Below are 24,538 nucleotides of genomic sequence, written 5' to 3'. Positions count from 1 at the left end.
GGCATGCCCGCCGCCCCGCTCCGCCACCGCGCCTTCCGCCGTCGGCAGGGGCACCGGCGGTGCCAGCGTCCCGGCGGTGGCGCGCGCCGCTGCCGGGACGTCCGGGGCCGGCGTCAAGGCCGCATGGCGCGGCGCAGGTCGAGCGTGAACGGAAACTCGCGGCTGCCGGGCAGTTCGATGGTGGCGGGCGGCACGTCCATGCGGCCGGGCGTGTGGCCCATGCGGAAGAAGCGCGCCAGCCGGCGGCTCTCGGCCTCGTACGCGTTCACCGGGAAGGTGGAATAGTTGCGGCCGCCGGGGTGCGCCACGTGGTACTGGCAGCCGCCGAGCGAGCGGCGCGACCAGGTGTCCACGATGTCGAAGGTGAGCGGTGCATGCACGCCGATGGTCGGATGCAGCGCACTGGGCGGGTTCCAGGCCTTGTAGCGCACGCCGGCCACGTATTCGCCCGTGGTGCCGGTGGGCTGCAGCGGCAGCGGCTCGCCGTTCACGGTGACGACGTAGCGGCTTTCGTTGAAGCCGGTGACCGCCACCTCGATGCGCTCCAGCGACGAATCGACGTAGCGCATGGTGCCGCCGATGACGCCTTCCTCGCCCATCACGTGCCAGGGCTCCAGCGCGTTGCGCAGGGTGAGTTCCACGCCGCGCGACTGCACATGGCCGATCATCGGGAAGCGGAATTCGAAGTGCGGCGCGAACCAGGCGTCGTCGAACGCATAGCCGGCCTCGCGCATTTCGGCCAGCACGTCGTGCAGGTCCTGCCGCACGAAGGCGGGCAGCAGCCAGCGGTCGTGCAGCTCGGTGCCCCAGCGCGCGGCCGGCGCCTTGTAGGGTGCATTCCAGAAGCGCGCGATCATGGCGCGCAGCAGCAGTTGCTGCACCACGCTCATGCGCGCATGCGGCGGCATCTCGAAGGCGCGCAGCTCCAGCAGGCCCAGGCGGCCGGTGCTGCTGTCGGGCGAATACATCTTGTCGATGCAGAACTCGCTGCGGTGGGTGTTGCCCGTCACGTCGATCAGGATGTTGCGCAGCGTGCGGTCGACCAGCCAGGGCGGCATGTCCTGGCCGTGGATGGCGCGGTTGTTCTCGATCTCGCGCAGCGCGATCTCCAGCTCGTACAGCTGGTCGTTGCGCGCTTCGTCGACGCGCGGCGCCTGGCTGGTCGGGCCGATGAACATGCCGCTGAAGAGATAGCTCAGCGACGGGTGGTTGTGCCAGTAGAGGATCAGGCTGGCGAGCAATTCCGGCTTGCGCAGGAAGGGTGAATCGGCTGGCGTGGCGCCGCCCATCACGAAATGGTTGCCGCCGCCGGTGCCGGTGTGGCGGCCGTCGGTCATGAACTTCTCGGCCGACAGGCGCGTCTCGAAGGCGCTCTGGTAGAGGAATTCGGTGTGCTGCACCAGTTCGCCCCAGTGGTGTGCGGGGTGGATGTTCACCTCGATCACGCCGGGGTCGGGCGTCACCTGCAGCAGCTTCAGGCGCGCGTCACGCGGCGGCGGATAGCCTTCCAGCACGATCTGCACGCCCAACTCTTGGGCCGTGGCTTCCACGGCGGACAGCAGATCGAGGTAGTCGTCCAGCCGGGCCAGCGGCGGCATGAAGACGTAGAGAACGCTGGAGGCTTCGCCTACCAACTCGGACTTGGGCCCGTTGGCGCGGCGCGGGTCGCGGGCTTCCACGCACAGCGCCGTGCGGGTGTGGCCCTGGGCCGACTCGAAGCGGCCCGGCGCCTTCACGAAGTCGGCGGGCTCGGCCTGGGCCTGGGCCTGGCCCGGCACGCCGCCACCGCTTGCCGAACCCGCAGCGCTTGCCGCCGCGCCCGCCGTGCCCGCCGGGCCCGCAGCGCCCCAGGCACCCGTGCCTGTCCCGCTCACGGCGTCGGGCCGGACCTGGAACGCGCGGCGCGCCTCGCCCGGCGCGCTGGCGCCGGCCAGGTAGGGCAGGTCGCGACCGCCCGCCACAGGGCGGCCCGCCGGCGCGGCGTAGCGCGCCTGCAGCGCAGTGGAAGCCGGCAGGCCCTGCGTGGCGACCGACGGGTCCTGCTCGACGAGGTAGGGGTAGTCGGACTCGCTGACCCAGGGCAGCGAGTCGAGTGGCAGGCGGTAGCCCATGGGCGAGTCGCCGGGGATGAGGTACATGCGCTCGTCGCGGAAGAACCAGGGGCCGGTCTTCCAGGACGTGCCGGCGAGCGGCGGCGACCCTTCCGCCGGCTCGAGCGGCAGCATGTAGCCGATCACGCTGTCGAGCTTCTGCGCGAAGACGCGGCGCAGGCGGGCGCGTTCCAGTTCGTCGTCCAGCCGGGCGTCGAAGGGGTCGACGTTGACCGGCAGCCGGCGCTCGCGCCAGAGGTAGTACCAGGTGTCTTCATAGCCCGGCTGGATGAAGCCGTCGTCCAGGCCCAGCTTGGCCGTCAGGTGGTGGATGAAGCGCCGCGCGTCGTCGCTGGTGTAGTGCTGCGGCTGGCGTTCGTCGGCGAAGAGCTGGGGGTTGCTCCAGGCCGGCTGCCCGTCGGCGCGCCAGCAGATCGACAGCGCCCAGCGCGGCAGCTGCTCACCGGGGTACCACTTGCCCTGGCCGAAATGCAGGAAGCCGCCGTCGCCGTATTCGGCGCGCAGCTTGTGCACGAGTTCGGTGGCATAGCCGCGCTTGGTGGGCCCCAGCGCGTCGGTGTTCCACTCGGGCGCGTCGCGATCGGCGACGGCGACGAAGGTGGGCTCGCCCCCCATGGTCAGGCGCACGTCGCCCGCCACCAGGTCGGCATCGACCGCATGGCCCAGCGCCAGCACGGCCTGCCACTGCTCTTCCGTGTAGGGCTTGGTGACGCGGGGCGATTCATGGATGCGGGTGACCCGCATGTCGTGATGGAACACCACTTCGGCCTCGTCCACCAGCCCTTCGATGGGCGCGGCGGTGGAAGGCTGGGGCGTGCAGGCCAGCGGAATGTGGCCCTCGCCGGCCATCAGGCCGCTGGTGGCGTCCAGCCCGACCCAGCCCGCGCCGGGCAGATACACCTCGCACCAGGCGTGCAGGTCGGTGAAGTCGTGCTCGGTGCCGCTCGGGCCGTCGAGCGACTTGACGTCGGGCGTCAGCTGGATGAGGTAGCCCGACACGAATCGCGCAGCCAGGCCCAGGTTGCGCAGCAGCTGCACCAGCAGCCAGCCCGAATCGCGGCAGGAGCCGCTGGCGTTGGTCAGCGTCTCCTCGGGCGTCTGCACGCCGGGCTCCATGCGGATGAGGTACTTGATGTCTTGCGCCACCTTCTGGTTGATGGCGACAAGAAAGTCCATGGTCGGCCGCTCGGCGACGTCGATCCTGTCCAGATAGTCCTGCAGCAGCGGAGTGACGGGCTCGGTCGCCAGGTAGGGCGCCAGTTCCTGCGCCTGTTCGGCGCTGTAGCGGAAGGGGAAGGTTTCCGCATGCGGCTCCAGGAAGAAGTCGAACGGGTTGTAGACCGACATCTCCACCACCAGGTCGACCGTGACCTTGAATTCGGTGGCTTTCTCCGGGAAGACCAGCCGCGCCTGGTAGTTGGCGAACGGGTCCTGCTGCCAGTTGATGAAGTGGTTGGCCGGCTCGACGGTCAGCGAGTACGACACCACATGGCTGCGGCAATGGGGCGCGGGCCGCAGGCGCACGATCTGGGGGCCCAATCCGATGGGCCGGTCGTACGTGTAGTGGGTGACGTGATGGAGTGCGGCATGGATGGACATATGCCCGCCATGCTAGCAAGTCCCGAGCCCATGTCCCCGGACTTCGCCCGGCCGCACCCGCCCGATCAGCCCGGCTGGCGGCCGACCTTGACCAGCAGGTGCTGCAGCACGGCGGGCGAGACGAACTTGTCCACCTCGCCGCCCAGCGTGGCGATCTCGCGCACGAAGGTGCTGCTGATGAACTGGAAACGGTCGCTCGGCGTCAGGAAGACGGTCTCCACCTCGGGCATGAGGGTGCGGTTCATGCCGGCCAGCTGGAATTCGTAGTCGAAGTCGGTCACCGCGCGCAGGCCCCGCACCATGGCCTTGGCGCCACGGTCCACCACGAAGTCGCGCAGCAGGCCCGAAAAGCTTTCCACCTGCACCTGCGGGTATGGCGCCACGGCTTCGCGCACCAGGGCGATGCGCTCTTCCAGGCTGAACATGGTCTTCTTGTGGTGCCCGGCCGCCACCGCGACGATCACCCGGCCGAAGAGCTGCGTGGCGCGGCGCACCACGTCTTCGTGGCCCAAGGTGATGGGGTCGAAGGTTCCAGGATAGACGGCGAGCACGTTCTGGGCCATGGCGGTGGGGAGTCAAGCGTGGAGATGGGCGGATTATGCAGTGCCCGGCGCGGCCCCCTCCGCCCACCGGCATCGGCATGAAAACAGGCTGCAGCGCTTGATTTCCCGGCACCTTTAGCTATTATTTTTATAGCATTACTAGACAGCACCCGACGGATCGGCCGGATCGGCAGGGGCGGCAGCGGCCGGCATCGCGGCGGCGGGCCTCAGCAGGTGCGCGTGCACCGCGCCTGCCTTCAGGTGCCGATGGATCGCCAGGCCCAGTGGCAGCAGGGCTTCGTCCGCCCAGGCGGCGGGTGCCTCCAGGTAGATGAAGCCGTCCGGCGCGATGGCCCGCGCAGCGGCCTGCAGGGCCGGCTCGAACAGCTCGCCGCTGAACGGGGGATCGATCAGCACCAGGTGCTGGCTGCCAGGCGCGAGCGCGCGCAGGGCCGCCACGCCGTCGCCGCGCTGCACGCGCACGGCCTCTGCGCCCAGCTTGCGGCGCACGGCTTCCAGTTGCGTGGCCAGGGCGGCGTCGCTTTCCACCAGCACGACCTGCGCCGCGCCACGCGAAGCAGCCTCCAGCCCCAGCGCGCCGGTGCCGGCGAAGGCGTCGATGCAGCGCCAGCCGGTCAGGTCCTGGCCCAGCCAGTTGAACAACGTCTCGCGCACCCGGTCGGGCGTGGGGCGCAGGCCCGGCCGGTCGGCCACCGCCAGGCGGGTGCGCTTCCACAGCCCGCCGACGATGCGGATCTCGCCGGCACCACCCGACCGGGGCGCCTTGGCGCCGCCGGCGGGCGCCGGAGCACCGGCGCGGGCGGAAGGGCGCGATGCGCCGGGCCGGGCAGGAGCGGTCTTGCGCGCGCTCATGGCTGGGCTCCCGCAGGGGTGGCAGGTGTGGCAGGTGTGGCAGGGGCGGCCGGGGCGGCCGGCGCCGTAGCCGTAGCCGCACCGGCCGGGGCCGGCGTGTCGCCATCGCCACCCGCGGCCCCCGCACCGCCCACCACCACGGTCACCATGCGGTCGGGCTGCAGCTTGCGCTGCATGGCGGCGCGGATGTCGGCCACGCTGAGTGCGGCGACCCGGTCGGTCCAGTGCTCCAGATAGTCCAGCGGCAGGTCGTTGGTGGCGATGTTCATCACGTTCGCCAGCAGCTTGCGGTTGCTGTCGATGCGCAGTGCGAAGCCGCCGATCAGGTTGTCCTTCGCGGCGCGCAGTTCGGCCTCGGTGGGCCCCTGCTCGACGAAGCGTTTGATCACGTCCTGCGACACCTGCACGGCCTGGGCCGCCTGGTCCGGCCGGGTCTGCAGGCCGACGGTGAACGAGCCGGCATTCAGGCCCGGCGAGAAACCGCTGCCCACGCTGTAGCTCAGGCCCCGCTTTTCGCGAACCTCGTTCATCAGGCGCGACGTGAAGCTGCCGCCGCCCAGGATGTGGTTGCCCACCAGCAGGGCGAGGAAATCCGGGTCCTTGCGCTCGAAGCCGGGCTGGCCGATGAAGACGTGCGCCTGGGCCGAGGCGAACGGGATGTCCTGCCGCACCGCGCGCGTCAGCGGCTGCACGGCCGGCACCGGCGGCAGCGGCGCGCAGGCGCTGGCCGCGTCGCCCGCCTGCGGCGCGGGCAGCTGCGACAGCAGCGTCTGCACCAGGGTCTGCGCCTGGGCGCGCGTCACCGCGCCGACGATGGCGACCTTGGCCCGGCAGGGCTGCACGTAGCGCTGATGGAAGGCCTGCAGGTCGCCGGCCTCGATGCGGGCCAGCGTCTCGGGCGTGGCACGCAGGCCGTAGGGATGGCTGCCGTACACGGCGGCGGAAAACGCCTTGGCGGCGATGGTGCCGGGGCGTGTTTCGGCTTCCTTCAGCGCGGCGCTCCAGCGGGCGCGCTCGCGCTGCCAGATGTCGGCCGGGTAGCTGGGCTGGCCCAGCTGGCGGGCGGCCAGCCGGGCGGCGCGGTCCAACAGCCCGGGGTCGGTCAGCGAGCGCAGCGAATAGCTCAGCGCATCGCGGTCCGCCCCGGCGTCGAACGACGCACCCAGGTCGGCCCAGGCTTCGCCCAGGGCGTTCTCGTCCATCGCGGGCGCATCGCCCGGCCCGGCCTTCACGCCCTTGGATGTCATCGCTCCGGCGGCGCTGGCCAGGCCGGCCTGCGCGGCAGGGTCGCGCCGGCTGCCGGCGTCGAAGTCCACCTGCACATCGACCATCGGGATGCCGGGGCTTTCGACCAGCCAGACGCGGGCGCCGCTGGGCTCCGTCCAGTGCTGGATCGGCAGCAGCGCCCAGGCGGAATTGGTATAAAAAATGGCTCCCGCGCTGATGAACAGGGCGCGGGTAGCTATCTTTTTAATAGTTTTGGTCAGCTTCATGGATTCAGGGCTCCCGGCTCAGTGCAGACGGCCGCCGGCTTCGGCGGGCAGGGCCGGCGCGCGGCGGGCGTTGGGGTCGAGAGGCTGGGGCAGCAGCGTGCCCACGGTGAGCTGGTCGTCGCCGAAGTAGCGCGCGGCCACGGCCTGCACTTCGGCCGGCGTCACGCCGCGCAACAGCGCCAGCAGCTTGGTGTCGGCATCGAGCGGCAGGCCCATGACCCAGTTGCTGCCCAGATCGCTGGCCTGGCTCTGCAGCGAATCGCGCTCGTAGATGGTGGACGCCGCCCACTGCGTCTTGACGCGGTTGAGCTCGGCCTCGCTCACGCCGTCCTTGGCGATGCGGGCCACCTCGGCGCGCAGGCCCTCTTCGACCTGCGCGGCCGTCTTGCCGGCCGAGGGCACGCCCGTCAGCAGGAAGAGGCTCGGGCCGCGCCCGAACACCGAGGCGGAGCTGCTGGCGCCGTCGGCCACGCGGCCCTCGCCCTGGCGCAGGGCGCGGTCGAGTCGGGCGCCGTCGTAGCCGCTGAGCACGGCCGACAGCACCACCAGGCCCAGCGCGTCGCGGTCGGTGGCCGTGAGGTTCTCGATGCGGCGCATGCTGGGCACGCGGTAGGCCAGCGCCACGTAGGCCTGCTCGGCGGGCGCCTTGAAGGCGATGCGGCGGATGCCGCGCTGATCGGGCTCGGGCCGGGGCTTGCGCGCGGGCACGGCGCGGGCGGGAATGCGGCCATAGGTCTGCTCGGCCAGCGCGCGCACGCGCTCCGGGTCGACGTCGCCCGCGACCACCACCACGGCATTGGCCGGCACATACCACTGGCGGTGGAAGGCGCGCACGTCATCCGCGGTCATCGAATCGAGGTCGCCCATCCAGCCGATCACGGGCCGGTGGTAGGGCGACGCGACGAAGGTGGCGGCATAGAGCTGCTCCATCAGCGCGGCGCGGGGCTGGTCGTCGGTGCGCATGCGGCGCTCTTCCTTGATGACCTCGATCTCGCGCTTGAATTCGTCGTCGGGCCACTGGTTGTTGGCGAAGCGGTCCGATTCGAGCTTCATCACATCGGCCAGCCGGCTGGCCGGGATCTGCTGGTAGTAGCCGGTGTAGTCGTAGCTGGTGAAGGCGTTTTCCTGCCCGCCCAGGGCCGCCACGCGGCGGGAGAATTCGCCCGGCTTCACCGTCTTGGAGCCCTTGAACATCATGTGTTCCAGCGCATGGGCCACGCCCGAGGTGCCGTCCACCTCGTCGATGGAGCCCACCCGCACCCAGACCATGTGCAACGCCGTGGGCGCGCGGCGGTCGGGCTGCACGATGAGCTGCATGCCGTTCTTGAGCGTGAACTGCCGGGGCGCCAGGGCGGCGGCGCCGGGCGAGGCGGCCGGGGCCGGCGCAGTGGCTGCGGGGGTGGCGTGCGCCGCGGGGGACGGCGCGGCCGGAGAAGCTTGTGCAGCGGGGGTCTGCGCCCCGGCATGCACGCAGGCCAGCAGGCCCAGGAGGGTGATAGCGCGTTTCATAGAATGGCTGCGATTCTAAGAACCCGCCAATGTTCAGTTTTTTCAAGAAAAAGACCCCCACCACTGCCGAGGCCGCGCCCTCTCCCGCGGCCGCGCCCGCCTTGCCACCGGCTGACGCGCCGCCGCCCCCCACTCCGGCCCTGCCGCCCGGCGCGGCGCCTGCCGCGCCGGAGGCGGAGTCGCTGGCGGCCAAGGGCATGGGCTGGCTGCGCAACCCGTTCGGCGGCAAGGCCGCTGCGGCTGCAGACGCCGACCCGGTGCACGCGCCGGCGCCAGCGGCTGCGCCCCCATCGGCCCCTGCGGCCGCGCCCGTGTCGTTCGCGCCGTCCGCAGCCGCTGGCCAGCCCACCCTGCCGCCGTCGTCGCTGTCGCCGCTGCCGCCGCTGCCGCCTGCCGGTTCGGCAGCCGGCCAGCCAGCCTCGCTCGCGGAGCGCAAGGGCTGGCTCGACCGGCTCAAGACAGGCCTGCGCAAGACGGGCAGCAGCATCACCACGGTGTTCACCGGCACGCAGATCAACGATGCGCTGTACGAAGAGCTGGAAGAGGCGCTGCTGATGGCCGACACCGGCGTGAAGGCCACGCAGCATCTGCTGGCCGACCTGAAGCGCCGCGTGAAGGACGCCAAGGCCACCGAACCGGCGGCGGTCAAGGGCCTGCTGGCCGACGCGCTGACCGACCTGCTGAAGCCGCTCGAGAAATCGCTCGTGATCGGCCAGTACACACCCACCGTCATCATGGTGGCGGGCGTGAACGGGGCGGGCAAGACCACCTCCATCGGCAAGCTGACCAAGCACCTGGCCGGCGAAGGCGCGGCCGTGCTGCTGGCTGCGGCCGACACCTTCCGCGCCGCCGCCCGCGAGCAGCTGGGCGTCTGGGCCGACCGCAACACCGTCGAGATCGTGAGCCAGGAGGGCGGCGACCCCTCGGCCGTCAGCTTCGACGCGGTCACGGCCGGCAAGGCGCGCCGCAAGGACGTGGTGCTGGTCGACACGGCCGGCCGCCTGCCCACGCAGCTGCACCTGATGCAGGAGCTGCAGAAGATCCGCCGCGTGGTCACCAAGGCCGACGCGACGGCGCCGCACGAGGTGCTGCTGGTCATCGACGGCAACACCGGGCAGAACGCCCTGGCGCAGGTGCGCGCCTTCGACGACGCCCTGCAGCTGACGGGCCTGATCGTCACCAAGCTGGACGGCACGGCCAAGGGCGGCGTGCTGGCCGCCATCGCGCAGGAGCGGCCGATCCCGGTCTACTTCATCGGCGTGGGGGAGAAGCTCGAAGACCTGGAGACCTTCAACGCCCGCGAATTCGCGCAGGCGCTTCTGACCTGACGACCTCGCGCCGTCGCGACGGCGCGACTTCGCAAAGTCATGCGGGCGGCCCCGCCAGAGCCTCCCGGACGCAGAGTCCGGGGGGCTTTTTTTCGCCTGCCCGGCGTCCGGCCGGGCGCGCAGCCGACGGCAAAGCCCTGGAAATGCAAAGACCTCGTTACCTCCTACACAAATAGTCACAAATTTTTTGGCATATTCCGCATCTCGCAATTCTTTCCGCATCTGGTGCAAGCCACCGACCTGGTTCCCAACGACATGACTCTCGACAACTGGATGATCCGCTCCAAACTGCTGGCGGGCTTCGCCATCGTTCTTCTCATCGCCTGCGTGGTCAGCCTGTTGGGCATCGCAAACCTGGGCAGCATGAACGACCGGACGGCTGAGATATCGAAGAAGGCCCTGCCCAGCGTGGCGGCGTCCGGAGCGATCAACCGGCAGCTGTCCAGCCTGCGGATCGCCCGGCTGGGGCTGATCATGACGGGCCCCAACACCTCGATGGCCCAGGCCATCGCGCTGGTCGAAACCTCGGTGACCGGGCTGCAGGCGGCCGTGGACGCCGCGGCGCCGCTCTTCACCAGCGCCGAGGAACGCGCCATCTACCAAGAGCTGCGCACCCAGGTGGCCGCCTATACGTCGACCGTGCCGCAGCAACTGCAATTCGCCCGCGCCAACGACATCGACGCCGTCAAGGGCATCTTCGTCGGCCCCGCCGCCGTCGCCTACCGGGCCTCCAACAAGGCGCTGGACGACCTGATCGCCATCAACAACAGGGGCAGCGACCAGGCCGGCGCGCTGGCCACGCAGGTCTACCACCAGGGCCGGCTGCAGCTGCTCATCGGGCTGATCGCCATGGTGGTGCTGGGCGTGGCCATCGCCTTCGTGCTGTCGGGCAGCCTGGCGCGCCGGGCACGGCTGTGCGGCGAGGCGGCCCAGCGCATGGCCGGTGGCGACCTGGGCCAGAGCCTGGCGGTGTCGGGCCGCGACGAGCTGGCGCAGATGATGCAGGCGCTGGAATCCATGCGCGAGCAACTGCGCGCCACCGTCGGCAACGTGCGCCAGAACGCGGAAGCGGTGGCGACCGCCAGCGCCGAGATCTCGCAGGGCAACCAGGACCTGAGCGGCCGCACCGAGAGCCAGGCCAGCGCGCTGGAGCAGACGGCCGCCTCGATGGAGGAGCTGGGCTCGGCCGTGCAGCGCAATGCCGACAGCGCCCGCCAGGCGAACCACCTGGCCCAGAACGCCGCTGCCGTGGCAACCCAGGGGGGTACGGTGGTCGGACAGGTCGTGGAGACCATGCGTGGCATCAACGAATCCTCGCGCCAGATCTCGGACATCATCCAGGTCATCGACAGCATCGCGTTCCAGACCAACATCCTCGCGCTGAACGCAGCCGTGGAAGCGGCCCGCGCCGGCGAGCAGGGCCGCGGCTTTGCCGTGGTGGCCAGCGAGGTGCGCAGCCTGGCCGGCCGCTCGGCCGACGCCGCCAAGGAGATCAAGGGCCTGATCGTGGCGAGCGTGGACCGGGTCTCGACCGGCAACGTGCTGGTCGACCAGGCGGGCGCCACCATGAACGAGATCGTCGAGGCCATCCATCGGGTCACCGCCATCGTGGCGGAGATCAGCGCCGCCAGCGCCGAGCAGGCGTCGGGCGTCGTCCAGGTCGGCCAGGCCGTGACGCAGATGGACCACGCCACCCAGCAGAACGCGGCCCTGGTCGAGGAAATGGCCGCCGCGGCGGGCAGCCTGAAGAAGCAGGCCGGCGATCTGGTGCAGGGCGTATCGGCCTTCAAGCTGGGCGACGGCCGGGCGCCTGCCGGCTCGCAGCCGATTCCCGGCCACGGGCCTGTTCGCGCGGCCCAGTTGACGGTGCCATCCGCAGCCCGGCCTGCGCTGGCGTTGGGCTAGCCATCGGCGGGCGGTAGCGGCCGCCCCTGTCCTACGCAGGGCCAGGAACTTCTGCTTTGGCACTCCCTCCAAGAGACTGCTAAAGTGTTTCGATGGAAGAAAGGATTTCTGGAATGACGCTTCAGTCTGGAACCGCTGCAACCGCCCTGGCGCCGGCCAACAGTTGGGCACTGATCCCTCCGCTGGGCAACCTTGACGCGTACATCTCGGCCGTGAACCGGCTGCCGATGCTGACGGCCGACGAGGAGCGTACCTACGCCCGCCAGTTGAAGGACAACGGCGACGTGGATGCCGCCGGCCGCCTGGTGATGTCGCACCTGCGCCTGGTGGTGTCCATCGCCCGCCAATACCTGGGCTACGGCCTGCCGCACGGCGACCTGATCCAGGAAGGCAACGTGGGCCTGATGAAGGCCGTCAAGCGATTCGACCCCGACCAGAACGTGCGGCTGGTGAGCTACGCCATGCACTGGATCAAGGCCGAGATCCACGAATACGTGCTGAAGAACTGGCGCATGGTGAAGGTGGCGACCACCAAGAGCCAGCGCAAGCTGTTTTTCAACCTGCGCTCGATGAAGCAGGGTTTCAAGGCCGATGCCGCCGCGCAGGACGCCGCCACGCACCGCGACACGCTCTCCGACAAGGAGATCGATCTGGTCGCGGCGCAGTTGAACGTCAAGCGCGAGGAAGTCATCGAGATGGAAACCCGCCTCTCGGGCGGTGACGTGCTGCTCGACCCCGCGCCTTCCGATGACGGGGAGCAGGCTTTCGGCCCCATCGCCTACCTGGCGGACAAGGCCCATGAGCCCGCCGCCATGCTGGAGACGCGCCAGCGCGACGTGCTGGCGACCGACGGCATCGCCTCGGCACTGGAGAGTCTGGACGAGCGCAGCCGCCGCATCGTGGAAGAGCGCTGGTTGAAGGTCAACGACGACGGCTCCGGCGGCATGACGCTGCACGAGCTGGCAGCGGTGTACGGCGTGAGCGCCGAGCGCATCCGCCAGATCGAGGTCGCCGCGATGAAGAAGATGAAGAAGTCGCTGGCCGAATACGCCTGACGGCGGACCGCCGGACGCTCTCTGGCCGCCATTGCGGTCAGGCCGAGCGGGCAAAGCAACAAGCGCAGCCTCTGGGCTGCGCTTTTTGCTTTGGCGCGTCAGCTCACCGGCGCCACACCAGCACCGGGATTGGCACCGGTGCCCGGAGCTGTCAGGTCGCGACGACGCCCGCCGCTGGCGACAGCTGCCGTCTCAGGTAGTCGTAGAGGCACTGGGCGGCCTGGGGCAGTTCGCGGTCTGCCTTGTCCAGCCACATTTCGGTGAAGGGCAGCGCTGGGAAGCCCTCCTCTGGCGTCAGCACGCGCATCTGCGGCGTCGAGAGCACGGTGGCCTCCTGGAACACGCCGACGGCCACCCCCGCCAGCACCGAGGCCTTCAGCACCTCGATGCTCAGGCTCTCCTGCACCACCACCCACCGCTGGCCCGCCTGGGTCAATGCCGCTTCCGCCCATTTGCGCAGCAGCGAGCCTTGGGGTAGCACGGCCAGGGGAATGGGCGTGCGGTTGCCGGGGTTGGCTTGCCGCGACACGGCCCACACGGCGGCATCCTGGCGCAACAGCACGCCCTGTCCGGCGCCGTGCGAGAAGGCGTTGATGATCAGGTCGTAGGAGCGTCCCAGCTTGCGCTGCATCTCGTCGGCCACGCCCACTTCCATGTCGATGTGCACCATGGGGTAGAGGCTGGAGAACTCCGCCAGCAGCGCCGGCAGCACGGTGGTCGCGTAGTAGTGCGTCGCGCCCATGCGCACGGTGCCGCCCACGACGCCGGGGCGCAGGCGTTCCATGGCCTCGTGGTTCAGTGCCAGCATGCGCCGGCCGTAGTCGAGCAGTACCGTGCCGGCGCCGGTCAAGTTCATCTGGCGCTTCGGGCCCTGGAACAGGTCGACACCCACGATGTCTTCCAGCCGGGAGATTTGCTGGCTGACCGCAGCCTGCGTGCGGTGGAGGTGCCGGGCGGCATGGGTGGCGCCGCGCCGCTCCACGACGGCGACGAAGGTCCTCAGCAGCTCCAGATCCAGCATGCGGCCGCGCAGTCTTTCCGCCTGCGCCGGTGTGACGGGGGCCCGTTGCGTGCGGGCGGTGTGCGGGTCGGTAGATGTCTTGTCGTTCATTTCCATCGGGATGAGGGTAGCTTGGCGCGAGGGCAGAGACAACAAAAGCGCTGTTCACCGCGCTGCGATACGCAGGTCGCGCCCGCCTAGCACGCCTTGGCGGCGGGCGAGGCGCTACCACTCAGCTGACTTCATCACGAATCATTAAGTGTAGCTTCTGCATATTTTATTATTGCGCCCGAGATTTTCACTTATTATTACAATGTTGCCGAGCGGACAATTAAAACAAACCTCTGCGTTATTCAAATATATGGTGTCCCACCAATAGGGCACTTAAAAAAAATAATCGATATTGTGCGATGCCTGCGCGGGCTCGCCAGTATCCACAGATGGGATCTGCATAAGAGAGAAAAGCCGAAAGGCTTGCGAGGGAGGGGAAGAAAAACGCTTCGGGATATGAAAGGCGGTCTGTCATGGGCCGCCCGGCAGAGCCCGGCAAAAAGCGTGTCGTTGGGACGGGGGAGTGCAAGAAGTAGTCGTCGTTCAGCTTCGGCGGCAACGCGCGGATTTGCACTCCCAGCAGTCTGCAGCTGAGCCCCCATCTCATAGCGCCTCGGGCCACCAGCTCGGCTGGCGCGCCCCAATCCAATCGCCCACGGGCCCAGTCGTCTTCCATTCATGCCGCGTGCCGTTCCGCTTTCCGATTCACTGGGTGCCGTCATCGAAGGCATCCAGATCCACGAGGCAACGCCCCACGCGGACAGGGAATTCATCCGCCAAGCGCTGCTGAAGCACCGGGTGGTGTTTCTGCGGGATCAACAGCAGCTGACCACGCAGGCACAACTGCACCTCGCCGCGCACTTCGGCCCTGTCGTGAGCCACCCCACGGTGGCCAACCATGCGGAGCCAGCGATTCTGGAGCTGCACTCGCACCGCGGCGGACGGGCCAACTCCTGGCATACCGACGTCACCTTCGAACTCAGCCCACCCCAGCTCTCCGTGCTGCGGGCGGTGACCCTGCCAGACCTGGGCGGAGACACGGTGTGGGCCAACACGGTGGCCGCCTACCAGCACCTGCCGGTGGCGCTGCGGGCTCTGGCTGACCAGCTCTGGGCGGTGCACGGCAACGACTTCGACTATGCCGCCAGCCGGGTCGAGTTGCTGCACGACAGCGCAGCCCGGGAATACCGCCGCAACTATGCCGCCCAGATCATCAAGCACGAGCACCCTGTCGTGCGCGTGCATCCGGAAACGGGCGAGCGAAGCCTGCTGCTGGGCCACTATGCGCAGCGTTTCGTCCATTTCAACACCCACGACTCCGACCGCCTCTACGAGATCTTCCAGGCGCACATCACCCGGCTGGAGAACACGATCCGCTGGCGCTGGGCCTCGGGTGACCTGGCCCTGTGGGACAACCGGGCCACTCAGCACTACGCCATCAACGACTACGGCGACCGGCTGCGCGTGATGCAGCGGGTCACGGTGATGGGCGACGTGCCGGTGGCGGTGGACGGCCAACGCAGCCGCCCGCACACTCCCTGACGCCCGGCCGCGCAAGCGATCTGTCCCCAAGCCGCGCGCGAGGACGGCCGCGCCGGTGCAGGGTCTAGCCCTGCGGCCAGCCACCAGAACTCCGGGAGCCCCATCGAGCCCTCAGCGGCCCATCAGTACGTCCGCCGCAGGTTCGCATCGGCTCCCGGCCTGATACCGGCCGCAGCCTTGGTTCCGCGCCGTGGTGACAGGTGACGCAGCGCCCGCACCGCTCGTCCCAAGATCCGTCTGCCAGCACCGCCCAGGCGCCTCGAAAAACGGCCGCCGCAGCCCCGTGCGCCGGGTTCGCAACAACGAACCTTTAACGGCCGCATAACGTTTGGTTAAAAATGGCGCAACGGCAAGCACTGCATTGCAGTCCGCTGCCGCCGCCCGCGCACCCCCGCCAGCGTCCCTGGCGGACGCGCGGCGCCCCTTGAACCGAACGGAATCAGCACCTATGACTCGCCCCGACCCCGCCCGCCGGGCCTGGCTTGCCGCCAGCCTGGCCGCAGTGGCCCTGCCCTTTTGCTTCGCCGGCAGCGCCATGGCCCAGACGGCCATCGCCACCCCCGGCTGGCCCGCCAAACCGCTGCGCATCATCGTGGGCTTTCCGCCGGGCTCGTCGCCCGACCTGACGGCGCGCACCTTCTCCGAACCGCTGTCGCAGGCCCTGGGCCAGCCGGTGATCGTGGAAAACAAGGTCGGCGCGGGCGGCAACATCGGCGCCGATGCGGTCGCCAAGGCCACCGACGGCCACACCATCGGTCTCTTCATCAACGGCAACCTGACCATCGCGCGCCTGATCAACCCGCAACTGCCCTACGACCCGCGCAAGGATCTGGCGCCGCTGAGCCTCATCGGGGTGTCGCCGCTGGTGCTGACGGCTCCCGCCAGCCAGCCCGACGTGCCGGCCGGGGCCAACGGCCGGGCCTTCCTCGACGCCGCACGCCGTGCGGGCGACCGCTGGAGCTACGGCACGCCAGGCGTGGGCACGGTCGGCCACCTGGGCACCGAGCTGCTCAAGGCCCGCGCCGGCATCGCCCCGGTGCACGTGCCCTACCCCGGCTACCCGCAGGTGGCCACCGGCATGCTGGGTGGGCAGTTGCAGATGGCGTTGCTGCCGCCCGCCCTGGCGCTGGCGCAGGAGCGCACGGGCAAGCTCCGGCTGATCGGCGTCACCTCCGCAGGCCGCAGCGCGCTGGCGCCTGGCGTGGCCAGCATGGCCGAGGTGGGCGTGAAGGATTTCAACCTGGAAATCTGGAACGCCTTCGCTGCGCCTGCCGGCATGGCGGCACCGGTGCGCGCGCGGCTGGCGGGCGTGCTGGCCGACATCGCCCGGTCGCCCGACGTCCGGGCCAAGCTGTTCCAGCAGGGGTGGCAGACGGTGGGCTCGTCGCCCGAAGGTCTGGCCAACCGCATCGACGCCGACACTGCCACGCTGGGCCGCGTGATCCGCGAACAAGGTATCCGCGCGGAATGATCCCCGCCCGATGGCTGCAGGCCCTGGTGGTGGTGGTGGTGGCTCGCGCCGCCGCCGCGCGTTGATGCAGGTCAAGGCGTTGGCGCGCGGTGGGCGGCAGACTCGCGCCGTGGGCGGGCGCCATCGCGCCCCGCGCCTGCGTGCCGGCCGCCCCGCAGCGTTCGCCGCACGCCAGGGCACACACGCCAGCAATTGCTATTATATTTATAGCACCATGCCCTTGATATACGGGCGCCAGAGGCCGATTTGACCCTTGAAACGCTTTCCGCCGCGCCCTTGACGACCCTGGACCGCAAGGCCTGCCCCGACTGCGCCTGCCGCACGCGCTGCCTGTTGGGCCGGCAGGACGAGGCGGTGCGCGCCGCCTGGGAGCCCCATGTGCGCGAGCGCCGGTTCCGCAAGGGCGAGGTGCTGCAGCGGCAGGGCCATGTGCCGGCCACGACCCAGGTGTTGAAAGTGGGCACGGTGCTGCTGCAGCGCCGGGCGGCAGACGGCGTCGATCGCCCGGTGGGCATGGCGGGCTGCGGCCAGGCCATGGGTACGTCGGCGCTGCTGCAGCGGCCGGCCGATCTGTCGTGCGTGGCGGTTGCGCCCGGGCGGGTCTGCGAGATCGACGTGGCGCGGCTGCAGCGCAACGGGCTGCTGGGCAACGACTTCTTCCGCGAACTGGCGATCGACCAGTGGAAGGGCCAGGCCCTGTTGGCCGACTGGGCGCGCATTCTGCACATCCGTGGTTCGGCCGGGCAGCTGGCGGGTGCCCTGCTGCTGATCGCGGATCTGCAGCGCAGCAGCCTGGTGCGCCTGCCCAGCCATTCGGTGCTGGCGGCGCTGCTCTTCACCACCCGCGAAACCGTCGCGCGCGGGGTGGCACTGCTCACGCGCGAAGGCGGGCTGGTGCGGCACGACCGGTGGCACGGCGAAATCGTGCGCAACCGGCTGACCGAGCTGGCGCGAGGGCAGCAGCCCGGCCACGGCGCGGGGCAGGCTGCGGCAGGCCCGACCGCTGCCGCCGCCGCCACCGCCTCGACCGCTCCAGCCCGTCAGGCCGGCTTGGCGGGCTCGTTCAGCAGTGCCTGCACGTCGGCCGCGAGCGCCTGCGCACCGCTGCCGTAGCGGTTGTACACGCGCAGCCGGCCCTGCGGGTCGTACACGTAGCTGCCGGCGGAATGGTCCAGCGTGTAGCTGGTGGGGGTCTGGCCATCGACCTTCTTGTAGTAGACCTTGAAGTCCTTGGCGACGGCGGCCAGCTGCTCGGGCGAGCCGCGCAGCGCCAGGAATCCGGGGTCGAAATTGGCCATGTAGGCGCGCAGCACCTCGGGCGTGTCCCGCTCCGGATCGACCGTGATGAAGATGCCCTGCAGGCGCTCGCCCTGGGCGCCCAGCGATCGCTTGACCTCGGCCAGCTCCACCATCGAGGTGGGGCACACGTCAGGGCATTGCGTGTAGCCGAAGAACACCACCACCACCTTGCCGGCGAAGTCCTTCAGGCTGCGGACCTGGCCGTTCTGGTCGGGCAGCTGGAAGTCGCGGGCGTATTCGGCGCCGGTGACGTCCACGCCCCGGAACACGGTTTTCGGCTCCGGCTTGGAGCAGGCGGCCAGCAGGCCGCCAGCCCCCATGTACAGGGCGCCGGCCGCTATCAGTCGAAGAGCATTGCGTTTTTTCATGGGTCAGAAGGTGTGAGTGAATCCGGCGCGCCCGAGCGGGCCGCACAAACGCGTCCCGTCAAGGCGCAAAACGCAGCCATAGCTCGGGCTATGGCGAGCATTTGCAACGCCGAAGGGGCGTTTTTTTGCGGTACGAGAAGCCATGACGGGTTCGTTCACAGCTTCTTAGAACGTGTTTACGATCTCGCAGGGGATCGTAAACACGTTCTTAGAGCACGTAGTGGTCCACCAGCAGCGCCGCGAACAGCAGGCTCAGGTGGATCAGCGAGAAACGGAAGGTCTTGCGCGCCAGCGCGTCGGAGTAGTTGCGCCACAGCGCGAAGCCGTAGCCGCAGAAGCCCAGGCCCAGCACCACGGCGGCAGCCAGGTAGATCCAGGAACTCATGCCGTAAACGAAGGGCATCAGGCAGCCCGCGAAAAGGATCAGCGTGTAGAGGAACACCTGCAGGCGCGTGAATTCGTTGCCGTGCGTGACGGGCAGCATGGGCAGGCCGGCGCGGCGGTAGTCCTCCACCCGGTAGAGCGCCAGCGCCCAGAAATGCGGCGGCGTCCACAGGAAGATGATGAGAAAGAGGATCAGCGCTTCCGGGCTGACCTCGCCCGTCATCGCGGCCCAGCCCAGCACCGGCGGCATGGCGCCGGAGGCGCCGCCGATGACGATGTTCTGCGGCGTGAGCGGCTTGAGCACCACGGTGTAGATCACTGCGTAGCCCACGAAGGTGGCGAAGGTGAGCCACATGGTCAGCGGGTTGACCATCACGTAGAGCAGCGCCGAGCCCGCCGCGCACAGCGCCGCGGAGAACAGCAGCGTCTGCGTGTTCGACAGCTCCCCCTTGGCGGTGGGCCGCCAGGCGGTGCGCTTCATGCGTGCGTCGATGCCCTGCTCCACCACGCAATTGAACGCCGCGGCGGCGCCCGCCACCAGCCAGATGCCGGCCGAGGCCAGCGCCATGCGTGTCCACTGGCCGGCGTCCGGCAGGCCGGGCACGGCCAGCACCATGCCGATGAAGGCACAAAAGACAATCAGCTGCACGACGCGCGGCTTGGTCAGCGCGTAGAACTGCGACCAGCGCGACGTCAGGGTGATCGCCGGCGGCGCGGCGGGCGCGGGGGCGGGGGCTGCACTCATGCGGAAGCTCTCGGGGCGTGGGTGGACGTTGTGGTCCGCCCGGGCGCGGTGTCCGCGCCGGAGGGTGAAGGAAGACCGGTGGCCCAGGCGCCCTGGGTGCGGCTGGCGCTCAGCGCCCAGGTCAGCACCACGATCAGCGCGGCGGCGCCGCCGGTGTGGAGTACGGCGGCCACCAGGGGCCAGTCCAGCACCACGTTGGACAGGCCCGTGGCGAATTGCAGCAGCGCCAGCGCCGCCAGCCAGCGGGCCGGCGCCCGCAGCACCTGGTCGCGGCGCAGGCGCCAGACCAGCCAGGCCAGCGTGGCCAGCACGACATAGGCCGCCAGCCGGTGGATGTAATGGATGGCGGTGAGCCCGGCGAAGCTGATGCTGGAGCCGTCCTGCAGCAGCCCCAGTGGACGCCAGACCTGGAACGCGTGCGCAAAGTCCATGTCGGGCCACCAGCTGCCCTGGCAGGTGGGGAAGGTGGTGCAGGCCAGCACGGCGTAGTTGGTGCTCACCCAGCCGCCCAGCACCACCTGCAGCGTCACCAGCGCCAGCGTGGCCCACAGCAGGCGGCGCAGCACAGGCCGCAGCGGCGCGGGCGACGTGCCCAGCGCCGCCTGCGTCTGCCGCACGGCCTGCACGCACAGCAGGGCCAGCAGCACCAGGCCCCCGATCAGATGCAGCGTGACGATGGCTGGAAACAGCTTCATCGTGACGGTGAGCGCGCCGAACGCGCCCTGCAGGCAGACCCAGACGAGCGTGGCGGTGGGCCACCAGGCGCTGAGCGGCGGCGGCGGCGGGCCGTTCGCACGGCGGGCGGCGCGCTGCTGCCGCCAGGCCCCGACGGTGAGCACGATGATGAGCACGCCGACCCCGGTGGCGAGGTAGCGGTGGATCATCTCCACCCAGGCCTTGCCGTGGGTGACCGGGCCGGTGGGCATGGCCTGCTGGGCGGCCGAGATTTCCGCATGCGCCCCCACGGGGCTCGCATTGCCGTAGCAGCCCGGCCAGTCGGGGCAGCCCAGGCCGGAATCGGTCAAGCGGGTGAAGGCGCCGAACAGCACCAGATCGAAAGTGAGGAACAGCGTCAGCACGGTGAGCGCCTGCAGCCGGCGCAGCGGCGTGCTGCGGCGGTTGCGCAGCCACACCCAGGCGAGCGGCCCCAGGGCGATGACAGCGCCCAGGAGCATCAGGCGCAAGAGCGGCGCCAGGTCGTAAAGCGGCTGGGCATCGGTCATGGGCGGGTCGCCTCCGCGCGGCCGGCCTGGTCCCAGGACGACGATGCCCGCAGCAGGCGGTCGATGTCGCGCTTGGCCTTGGCGGCGCCGGCACGGTCCATGCCGGCGGGAAAGCGCATCATCCAGTGGCCCATGGGGTCGACCACGTAGAGGTGGTCGGCCAGCGCCTGGCCCGGCGCGGGCGCCAGCCACTGCGCCAGCGCGGCCGGGTCGGCGCGCAGCACCGTCGCGGTCTGCAGACCGGGGGCGATGTCGGCCGGCGCGGGAGCGGTATCGGACACCAGCCAGACCCAGTCCATGCGGGCCTTTTCCTTGCCCAGGCTCTCGCGCAGCTGGCGCTGCAGGTAAAGATGGTTGCGACAGGCCTCGGCACAGGCGCCTGGCGCCACGCTCACGATCAGCCACTGCCCCTTGAGCTGGCCCAGCACGCCAGCGGGGCGGCCGTCCAGCGCGGTGACGGGGGACTGCTCCGGCACGGCGCGCTGCGGTTCGATCAGTTCGCCGTAGTTGCGGCGGCCCTCGGGGCGCAGCACGTAGTAGGTGAAGTACGAGGCGACGACAGGCGCCGCGCAGACCAGCATCACGCCGATCATCTTCCAGCGGCCCTTGCGCGACTGCTCGGCCTCGTCCAGCGCCGCCGCCGTGCCTGGCAGGCTGTGCACGGTCAGCCCGAGCGGGTGCGCTTCGCCCGCCGCCTCAGGGGCAGGCGGATGGCTCGCCGCGTGGGCGAAGGAAGCGTCGGACGATTTGGAACCAGACATAGAGGATCACCACCAGGCCGCTGAGCCCGAACCATTGGAATGCGTAGCCGTAATGCTTGGCGACGCCGCTGTCGATGGCGGGCCAGTCGCGCCGCAGCCCCTGCGGGCCGGCATCGTCGCCGCCGCCATCGCCGGTCTGCCACAGCGAAAGCGGCGCCAGCACCAAGCGGTGTTCGGCACCATAGGCGGCCAGGTCCAGATTTTGCCGGATGCGGGAAGACCCCTCGGCCGCGCCGGCTCCACCGGGCTCGTAAAGGCGGGACGGCGGCGGCGCGATGCGCCCGGTGACCTTCACCTCGCCGGCGGGCGTGGCAACCTGGGGCAAGCGGGTCCGGTCCTGGAAATCGCGCGGCACCCAGCCGCGCTGCACGACCACGGCGATGGCGGGGTCGGCCGACAGCCGCAGTGGCGTCAGCACGAAGAAACCGGGGCGGCCCTGCAGCTGGCGGTTGTCGAGGAACACGGTGGCATCGGTGACCCAGTGGCCACGCAGCACGGCAGTGCGGTGCAGCAGCGGCTGGACGCGGTCCGCCGTGGCAGCGGCAGCCTCGGGGGGCCCGGCAGGCGCCGTGGCAGCCCCGGCCGCGGCAGCGATGGCCGACCCGCCCACGGGCGGTTGGGCGGCCCGCTCGTCCATGGCGGCCTGCAGCGCCTCTTTCTGCGCCGCACGGGACAGCTGCCACCGGCCGAGTGACGCGGTCAGCACCACGGCGGCGAGGGCTGCCACGGCGATGATCCAGAAACGGGCGCCGAGCCGTGCGCCCCCTGTGCGTTGGGCGACGTTCACTGGATAATGCCCTGCATGCGATACGTAGTGGTGCTGGCTTTTCTCGGCATTCTGGCGAGTCTCGGTTCCGCGTTGTTCTTCATGATGCGCAACGGCCGGGACGACAAGACGCGCGGTGGCCGCATGGCCGGAGCGCTGGCGCTGCGCGTGGCGCTGTCGATTGTGCTCTTCCTCAGCCTGATCGCGGCGTGGAAGCTGGGCTACATGCAGCCCACCGGCCTGCCGGCGTCGCCCCGCTGAGGCGGGCCGGCGGCCAGGCCCGCACCGTTCGTTTTCTCTCGCCCATGAAAAAAGCGCCTGAAGGCGCTTGTTTCATGGGAGAAAGGGTCGCTCAGAACCAGTACACCAGCACGTAAAGGCCCAGCCACACCACGTCCACGAAGTGCCAGTACCAGGCGGCCCCCTCGAAACCGAAGTGGCGTTCTGCCGTGAAGTGGCCCTTTTGCAGCCGCAGCGTGATGAACAGCAGCATCAGCATGCCGATGAACACGTGGAAGCCGTGGAAGCCGGTCAGCATGAAGAAGGTGGAGCCGAACACGCCCGAGTTGAGCTTCAGGTTCAGGTCGTTGTAGAGGTGGTAGTACTCGTAGCCCTGCACGCACAGGAACACGAAGCCGAGCAGCACGGTGGCCCACATGAAGGCGACGGTGCGGGCGCGGTGGCCTTCCCGCAGCGCGTGGTGGGCGATGGTCAGCGTCACGCCGGAGGTCAGCAGCAGCGCGGTGTTGATGGTGGGCAGCCAGAACGGACCCACGGTCTGGAACGGCTCGACGATGCCGGCGGGCGAGGCGGTGGCGCCGGCTGCCATGCTGGGCCAGACCGCCTTGAAGTCGGGCCAGAGCAAGGCGTTGTCCAGGCTGCCCAGCGCCGGAATCGAATGCGCGCGTGCCCACCAGAGGGCGGTGAAGAACGCGCCGAAGAACATCACTTCCGAGAAGATGAACCAGCTCATGCTCCAGCGGTACGACAGATCGATCTTGTGCCCGTAGAGGCCGGCTTCGCTCTCGTGCACCGAATCGCGGAACCACTGGTAGAGCACGAAGAGCCACCAGACCAGCCCGAGCGCCAGCGAATACTTGCCCCAGTCGTGGCCGTTGATCCACTGGGCCGCGCCCAGGATCACGAAGAACAGCCCCGCCGCCGCCAGCACCGGGTGGCGCGACTCGGCGGGGACGTAGTAATACGGCGTGGCGGGCGTCGCGGGCGTGGTGCCGTGGGTGGATGCGCTCATGTCAGCTCCTCAGTCTCGAATCGTTGTTGTTGGACCTGCCACAGGTCTTCTGGAAGATGCGGGCCGGGTGGCCAGCCTGTCGGCCCCCGGCGAAATGGCCAGCCACCGTCATGCCCGCACCACCCAGTTGACCAGCAAAATCAGCAGCCCCACCAGCAGGAACACCGCCAACAGGCCGACGATGAAGAGATGCACGGGGTTGATCTTCTGCAGGTCCTGTTCGTACTCGGCGCCCTTGCGCAGCCCGATGAGCGACCACGCCACCGCGCGGATGGTGCGCGGCAGCGAGCCGCTGCGGCGTGTGGGGCCGACGGGGGGAGGCGGCGGGCGCTGCTCGTTCATTGCGCATCGCTCACGAACCCGCCGGCAAGGCCGTCGCGGGCAGGGCCGCGGTGGACTCCGGGGCGGGTGGCGTCTTGCCGCCCACCTCGAAGAAGGTGTAGGACAGCGTGATGGTGGTCACGTCCTTGGAGAGCTTGGGGTCGATGACGAAGGCCACCGGCCACTCCTTTTTCTCGCCCGGCTCCAGCGTGTACTGGTTGAAGCAGAAGCACTCCAGCTTGTTGAAATGCGCAGCCGCCTGGCGCGGCGCATAGCTGGGAATGGCCTGGGCCGCCATGCGGCGGTTCTGGATGTTCTGGAACTCGTACATCACGGTGGTCAGCTCGCCCGGATGGACCTGGATCGACCGCTGCGCGGGCTTGAAGTCCCACGGGCCGCGCGCGTTGGCGTCGAACTCCACGGTGATCGTGCGGCTGGTGTCCACCTGGCTGTTGGTGGGCACCTTCACATCGCGCCCCGCCACGCCGTTGCCCGGCACCTGCCGCTCGGACAGCGACAGGATGTTGATGCCGGTCATCTCGCAGATGTGCTTGTAGATCGGGATCAGCACGTAGCCGAAGGCGAACATGCCGGCCGAGATCACGGCCAGCTTGCCCACCATCTTGAAGTTCTCGCGGCGCAGGCTCACCGAATCGCCCCTTCTTCGCACGCGAGGGAAACCGTCAGGGGCACCCACGCAGCCTCCTGCGTGCGACGGCCGCGGAGCAGGCCACGCCAGCAGACGCCGTGGAACCGGCTTCGCCGGGCCACGGGCGTCGTCCCCCTGCAGGGGGAAGGCGCGCAGCGACTCAGGGGGTGCGTCATTGCAACCACGTCATCTTGACCATGAAGCCGATGAAGAACGCGAGCGCTATCGACGCCAGGATGAGACCCATGCGCAGGTTGGACTTCTTCTGCTCGGGCGTGGCCATGTGCATCA

The 24,538-nt window shown here is 69.6% G+C and carries 22 protein-coding genes; 7 read left to right on the top strand and 15 right to left on the bottom strand.

The features are described 5' to 3' along the window. Positions 1-113 precede the first annotated feature (113 nt). From ASF94_RS04820 to ASF94_RS04800, 5 genes are all read right to left on the bottom strand, one after another. Positions 114-3,710 (bottom strand): DUF2126 domain-containing protein, encoded by a 3,597-nt coding sequence (locus ASF94_RS04820; protein WP_056662398.1) that lies wholly within the window; start codon positions 3,708-3,710, stop codon positions 114-116. A 65-nt stretch (positions 3,711-3,775) separates the two neighbouring features. Continuing rightward, positions 3,776-4,273: a pantetheine-phosphate adenylyltransferase gene (gene coaD / locus ASF94_RS04815; RefSeq protein WP_056662396.1), complete on the bottom strand. Its 498-nt coding sequence runs from the start codon at positions 4,271-4,273 to the stop codon at positions 3,776-3,778. A 138-nt stretch (positions 4,274-4,411) separates the two neighbouring features. After that, positions 4,412-5,125, bottom strand: a complete 714-nt coding sequence (gene rsmD, locus ASF94_RS04810; RefSeq protein ID WP_056662393.1) for a 16S rRNA (guanine(966)-N(2))-methyltransferase RsmD — start codon at positions 5,123-5,125, stop codon at positions 4,412-4,414. Then, complete coding sequence (locus ASF94_RS04805; protein WP_200933020.1) at positions 5,122-6,618, bottom strand: pitrilysin family protein; 1,497 nt, start codon at positions 6,616-6,618, stop codon at positions 5,122-5,124. The genes rsmD and ASF94_RS04805 overlap by 4 nt, the downstream gene beginning before the upstream one ends. 18 nt (positions 6,619-6,636) lie before the next feature. After that, positions 6,637-8,127, bottom strand: coding sequence for a pitrilysin family protein (locus ASF94_RS04800; protein WP_056662390.1), 1,491 nt, complete (start codon positions 8,125-8,127; stop codon positions 6,637-6,639). A gap of 29 nt (positions 8,128-8,156) precedes the next feature. Between ASF94_RS04800 and ftsY the strand changes: the two genes are divergently transcribed. The 3 genes from ftsY to rpoH all read left to right on the top strand — a co-directional run bounded on the left by ftsY (position 8,157) and on the right by rpoH (position 12,415). Further along, positions 8,157-9,455 (top strand): signal recognition particle-docking protein FtsY, encoded by a 1,299-nt coding sequence (ftsY, locus tag ASF94_RS04795; RefSeq protein WP_082492990.1) that lies wholly within the window; start codon positions 8,157-8,159, stop codon positions 9,453-9,455. Positions 9,456-9,680: 225 nt separating this feature from the next. Next, positions 9,681-11,360, top strand: coding sequence for a methyl-accepting chemotaxis protein (locus ASF94_RS04790; RefSeq protein ID WP_304439498.1), 1,680 nt, complete (start codon positions 9,681-9,683; stop codon positions 11,358-11,360). A gap of 113 nt (positions 11,361-11,473) precedes the next feature. Next, entirely contained in the window at positions 11,474-12,415 is a 942-nt protein-coding gene (rpoH, locus tag ASF94_RS04785; RefSeq protein WP_056662386.1) for an RNA polymerase sigma factor RpoH, read from the top strand. Between the two features lie 151 nt (positions 12,416-12,566). On the opposite strand, the gene ASF94_RS04780 is transcribed toward rpoH, so the two are convergent. Beyond that, positions 12,567-13,532 (bottom strand): LysR substrate-binding domain-containing protein, encoded by a 966-nt coding sequence (locus tag ASF94_RS04780; protein ID WP_235505266.1) that lies wholly within the window; start codon positions 13,530-13,532, stop codon positions 12,567-12,569. Positions 13,533-14,144: 612 nt separating this feature from the next. Between ASF94_RS04780 and ASF94_RS04775 the strand changes: the two genes are divergently transcribed. The 3 genes from ASF94_RS04775 to ASF94_RS04765 all read left to right on the top strand — a co-directional run bounded on the left by ASF94_RS04775 (position 14,145) and on the right by ASF94_RS04765 (position 17,592). Then, positions 14,145-15,008, top strand: coding sequence for a TauD/TfdA family dioxygenase (locus tag ASF94_RS04775; RefSeq protein WP_056662384.1), 864 nt, complete (start codon positions 14,145-14,147; stop codon positions 15,006-15,008). A 448-nt stretch (positions 15,009-15,456) separates the two neighbouring features. After that, positions 15,457-16,479 carry a tripartite tricarboxylate transporter substrate binding protein gene (locus ASF94_RS04770; protein WP_056662381.1) on the top strand — a complete coding sequence of 341 codons (1,023 nt, stop codon included), beginning with the start codon at positions 15,457-15,459 and terminating at the stop codon, positions 16,477-16,479. A 276-nt stretch (positions 16,480-16,755) separates the two neighbouring features. Next, a complete protein-coding gene (locus ASF94_RS04765; protein ID WP_056662378.1) occupies positions 16,756-17,592 on the top strand; it encodes a Crp/Fnr family transcriptional regulator in 837 nt (278 codons plus the stop codon). Here the strand turns inward: ASF94_RS04765 and ASF94_RS04760 are convergent. The 5 genes from ASF94_RS04760 to ASF94_RS04740 form a co-directional block, all read right to left on the bottom strand. After that, entirely contained in the window at positions 17,520-18,146 is a 627-nt protein-coding gene (locus ASF94_RS04760; RefSeq protein WP_235505265.1) for an SCO family protein, read from the bottom strand. The genes ASF94_RS04765 and ASF94_RS04760 overlap by 73 nt on opposite strands. A gap of 208 nt (positions 18,147-18,354) precedes the next feature. After that, on the bottom strand, positions 18,355-19,275 hold the full coding sequence (gene cyoE, locus ASF94_RS04755) for a heme o synthase (RefSeq protein WP_056662372.1): 921 nt from the start codon (positions 19,273-19,275) through the stop codon (positions 18,355-18,357). Beyond that, complete coding sequence (locus ASF94_RS04750) at positions 19,272-20,498, bottom strand: heme A synthase (RefSeq protein ID WP_056662370.1); 1,227 nt, start codon at positions 20,496-20,498, stop codon at positions 19,272-19,274. Before ASF94_RS04750 ends, cyoE begins: the two co-directional genes overlap by 4 nt. Beyond that, entirely contained in the window at positions 20,495-21,259 is a 765-nt protein-coding gene (locus tag ASF94_RS04745) for a hypothetical protein (RefSeq protein WP_056662367.1), read from the bottom strand. Before ASF94_RS04745 ends, ASF94_RS04750 begins: the two co-directional genes overlap by 4 nt. Beyond that, positions 21,195-21,986 carry an SURF1 family protein gene (locus tag ASF94_RS04740; protein ID WP_369818633.1) on the bottom strand — a complete coding sequence of 264 codons (792 nt, stop codon included), beginning with the start codon at positions 21,984-21,986 and terminating at the stop codon, positions 21,195-21,197. The genes ASF94_RS04745 and ASF94_RS04740 overlap by 65 nt, the downstream gene beginning before the upstream one ends. Before the next feature lie 75 nt (positions 21,987-22,061). Here ASF94_RS04740 and ASF94_RS04735 point away from each other — a divergent pair, with 75 nt between their 5' ends. Then, positions 22,062-22,286, top strand: a complete 225-nt coding sequence (locus ASF94_RS04735) for a twin transmembrane helix small protein (RefSeq protein ID WP_200933019.1) — start codon at positions 22,062-22,064, stop codon at positions 22,284-22,286. A gap of 91 nt (positions 22,287-22,377) precedes the next feature. On the opposite strand, the gene ASF94_RS04730 is transcribed toward ASF94_RS04735, so the two are convergent. The 4 genes from ASF94_RS04730 to ASF94_RS21705 all read right to left on the bottom strand — a co-directional run bounded on the left by ASF94_RS04730 (position 22,378) and on the right by ASF94_RS21705 (position 24,530). Further along, entirely contained in the window at positions 22,378-23,277 is a 900-nt protein-coding gene (locus ASF94_RS04730) for a cytochrome c oxidase subunit 3 (RefSeq protein ID WP_056662358.1), read from the bottom strand. Positions 23,278-23,385: 108 nt separating this feature from the next. After that, a complete protein-coding gene (locus ASF94_RS04725) occupies positions 23,386-23,619 on the bottom strand; it encodes a DUF2970 domain-containing protein (RefSeq protein ID WP_056662355.1) in 234 nt (77 codons plus the stop codon). 10 nt (positions 23,620-23,629) lie between these two features. Then, complete coding sequence (locus ASF94_RS04720) at positions 23,630-24,247, bottom strand: cytochrome c oxidase assembly protein (protein WP_056662352.1); 618 nt, start codon at positions 24,245-24,247, stop codon at positions 23,630-23,632. 172 nt (positions 24,248-24,419) lie between these two features. After that, entirely contained in the window at positions 24,420-24,530 is a 111-nt protein-coding gene (locus tag ASF94_RS21705) for a cytochrome oxidase small assembly protein (RefSeq protein WP_235505264.1), read from the bottom strand. Between the last annotated feature and the right edge of the window lie 8 nt (positions 24,531-24,538).

The sequence above is a fragment of the Acidovorax sp. Leaf160 genome (assembly GCF_001424265.1).
Classification (GTDB): Bacteria; Pseudomonadota; Gammaproteobacteria; order Burkholderiales; family Burkholderiaceae_C; genus Paracidovorax.
This window is presented reverse-complemented; position numbering and strand designations above follow the sequence as displayed.

Excerpts from the sequence above, each read along its gene's own strand:
- cyoE (WP_056662372.1), bottom strand. The coding sequence starts at position 19,275 with ATGAGTGCAGCCCCCGCCCCCGCGCCCGCCGCGCCGCCGGCGATCACC.
- ASF94_RS21705 (WP_235505264.1), bottom strand. The coding sequence starts at position 24,530 with ATGGCCACGCCCGAGCAGAAGAAGTCCAACCTGCGCATGGGTCTCATC.
- coaD (WP_056662396.1), bottom strand. The coding sequence starts at position 4,273 with ATGGCCCAGAACGTGCTCGCCGTCTATCCTGGAACCTTCGACCCCATC.
- rsmD (WP_056662393.1), bottom strand. The coding sequence starts at position 5,125 with ATGAGCGCGCGCAAGACCGCTCCTGCCCGGCCCGGCGCATCGCGCCCT.
- ASF94_RS04735 (WP_200933019.1), top strand. The coding sequence starts at position 22,062 with ATGCGATACGTAGTGGTGCTGGCTTTTCTCGGCATTCTGGCGAGTCTC.
- ASF94_RS04805 (WP_200933020.1), bottom strand. The coding sequence starts at position 6,618 with ATGAAGCTGACCAAAACTATTAAAAAGATAGCTACCCGCGCCCTGTTC.
- ASF94_RS04770 (WP_056662381.1), top strand. The coding sequence starts at position 15,457 with ATGACTCGCCCCGACCCCGCCCGCCGGGCCTGGCTTGCCGCCAGCCTG.
- ASF94_RS04820 (WP_056662398.1), bottom strand. The coding sequence starts at position 3,710 with ATGTCCATCCATGCCGCACTCCATCACGTCACCCACTACACGTACGAC.
- ASF94_RS04800 (WP_056662390.1), bottom strand. The coding sequence starts at position 8,127 with ATGAAACGCGCTATCACCCTCCTGGGCCTGCTGGCCTGCGTGCATGCC.
- ASF94_RS04745 (WP_056662367.1), bottom strand. The coding sequence starts at position 21,259 with ATGTCTGGTTCCAAATCGTCCGACGCTTCCTTCGCCCACGCGGCGAGC.
- ASF94_RS04750 (WP_056662370.1), bottom strand. The coding sequence starts at position 20,498 with ATGACCGATGCCCAGCCGCTTTACGACCTGGCGCCGCTCTTGCGCCTG.
- ASF94_RS04775 (WP_056662384.1), top strand. The coding sequence starts at position 14,145 with ATGCCGCGTGCCGTTCCGCTTTCCGATTCACTGGGTGCCGTCATCGAA.
- ASF94_RS04780 (WP_235505266.1), bottom strand. The coding sequence starts at position 13,532 with ATGGAAATGAACGACAAGACATCTACCGACCCGCACACCGCCCGCACG.
- rpoH (WP_056662386.1), top strand. The coding sequence starts at position 11,474 with ATGACGCTTCAGTCTGGAACCGCTGCAACCGCCCTGGCGCCGGCCAAC.
- ASF94_RS04725 (WP_056662355.1), bottom strand. The coding sequence starts at position 23,619 with ATGAACGAGCAGCGCCCGCCGCCTCCCCCCGTCGGCCCCACACGCCGC.
- ASF94_RS04730 (WP_056662358.1), bottom strand. The coding sequence starts at position 23,277 with ATGAGCGCATCCACCCACGGCACCACGCCCGCGACGCCCGCCACGCCG.
- ASF94_RS04760 (WP_235505265.1), bottom strand. The coding sequence starts at position 18,146 with ATGAAAAAACGCAATGCTCTTCGACTGATAGCGGCCGGCGCCCTGTAC.
- ftsY (WP_082492990.1), top strand. The coding sequence starts at position 8,157 with ATGTTCAGTTTTTTCAAGAAAAAGACCCCCACCACTGCCGAGGCCGCG.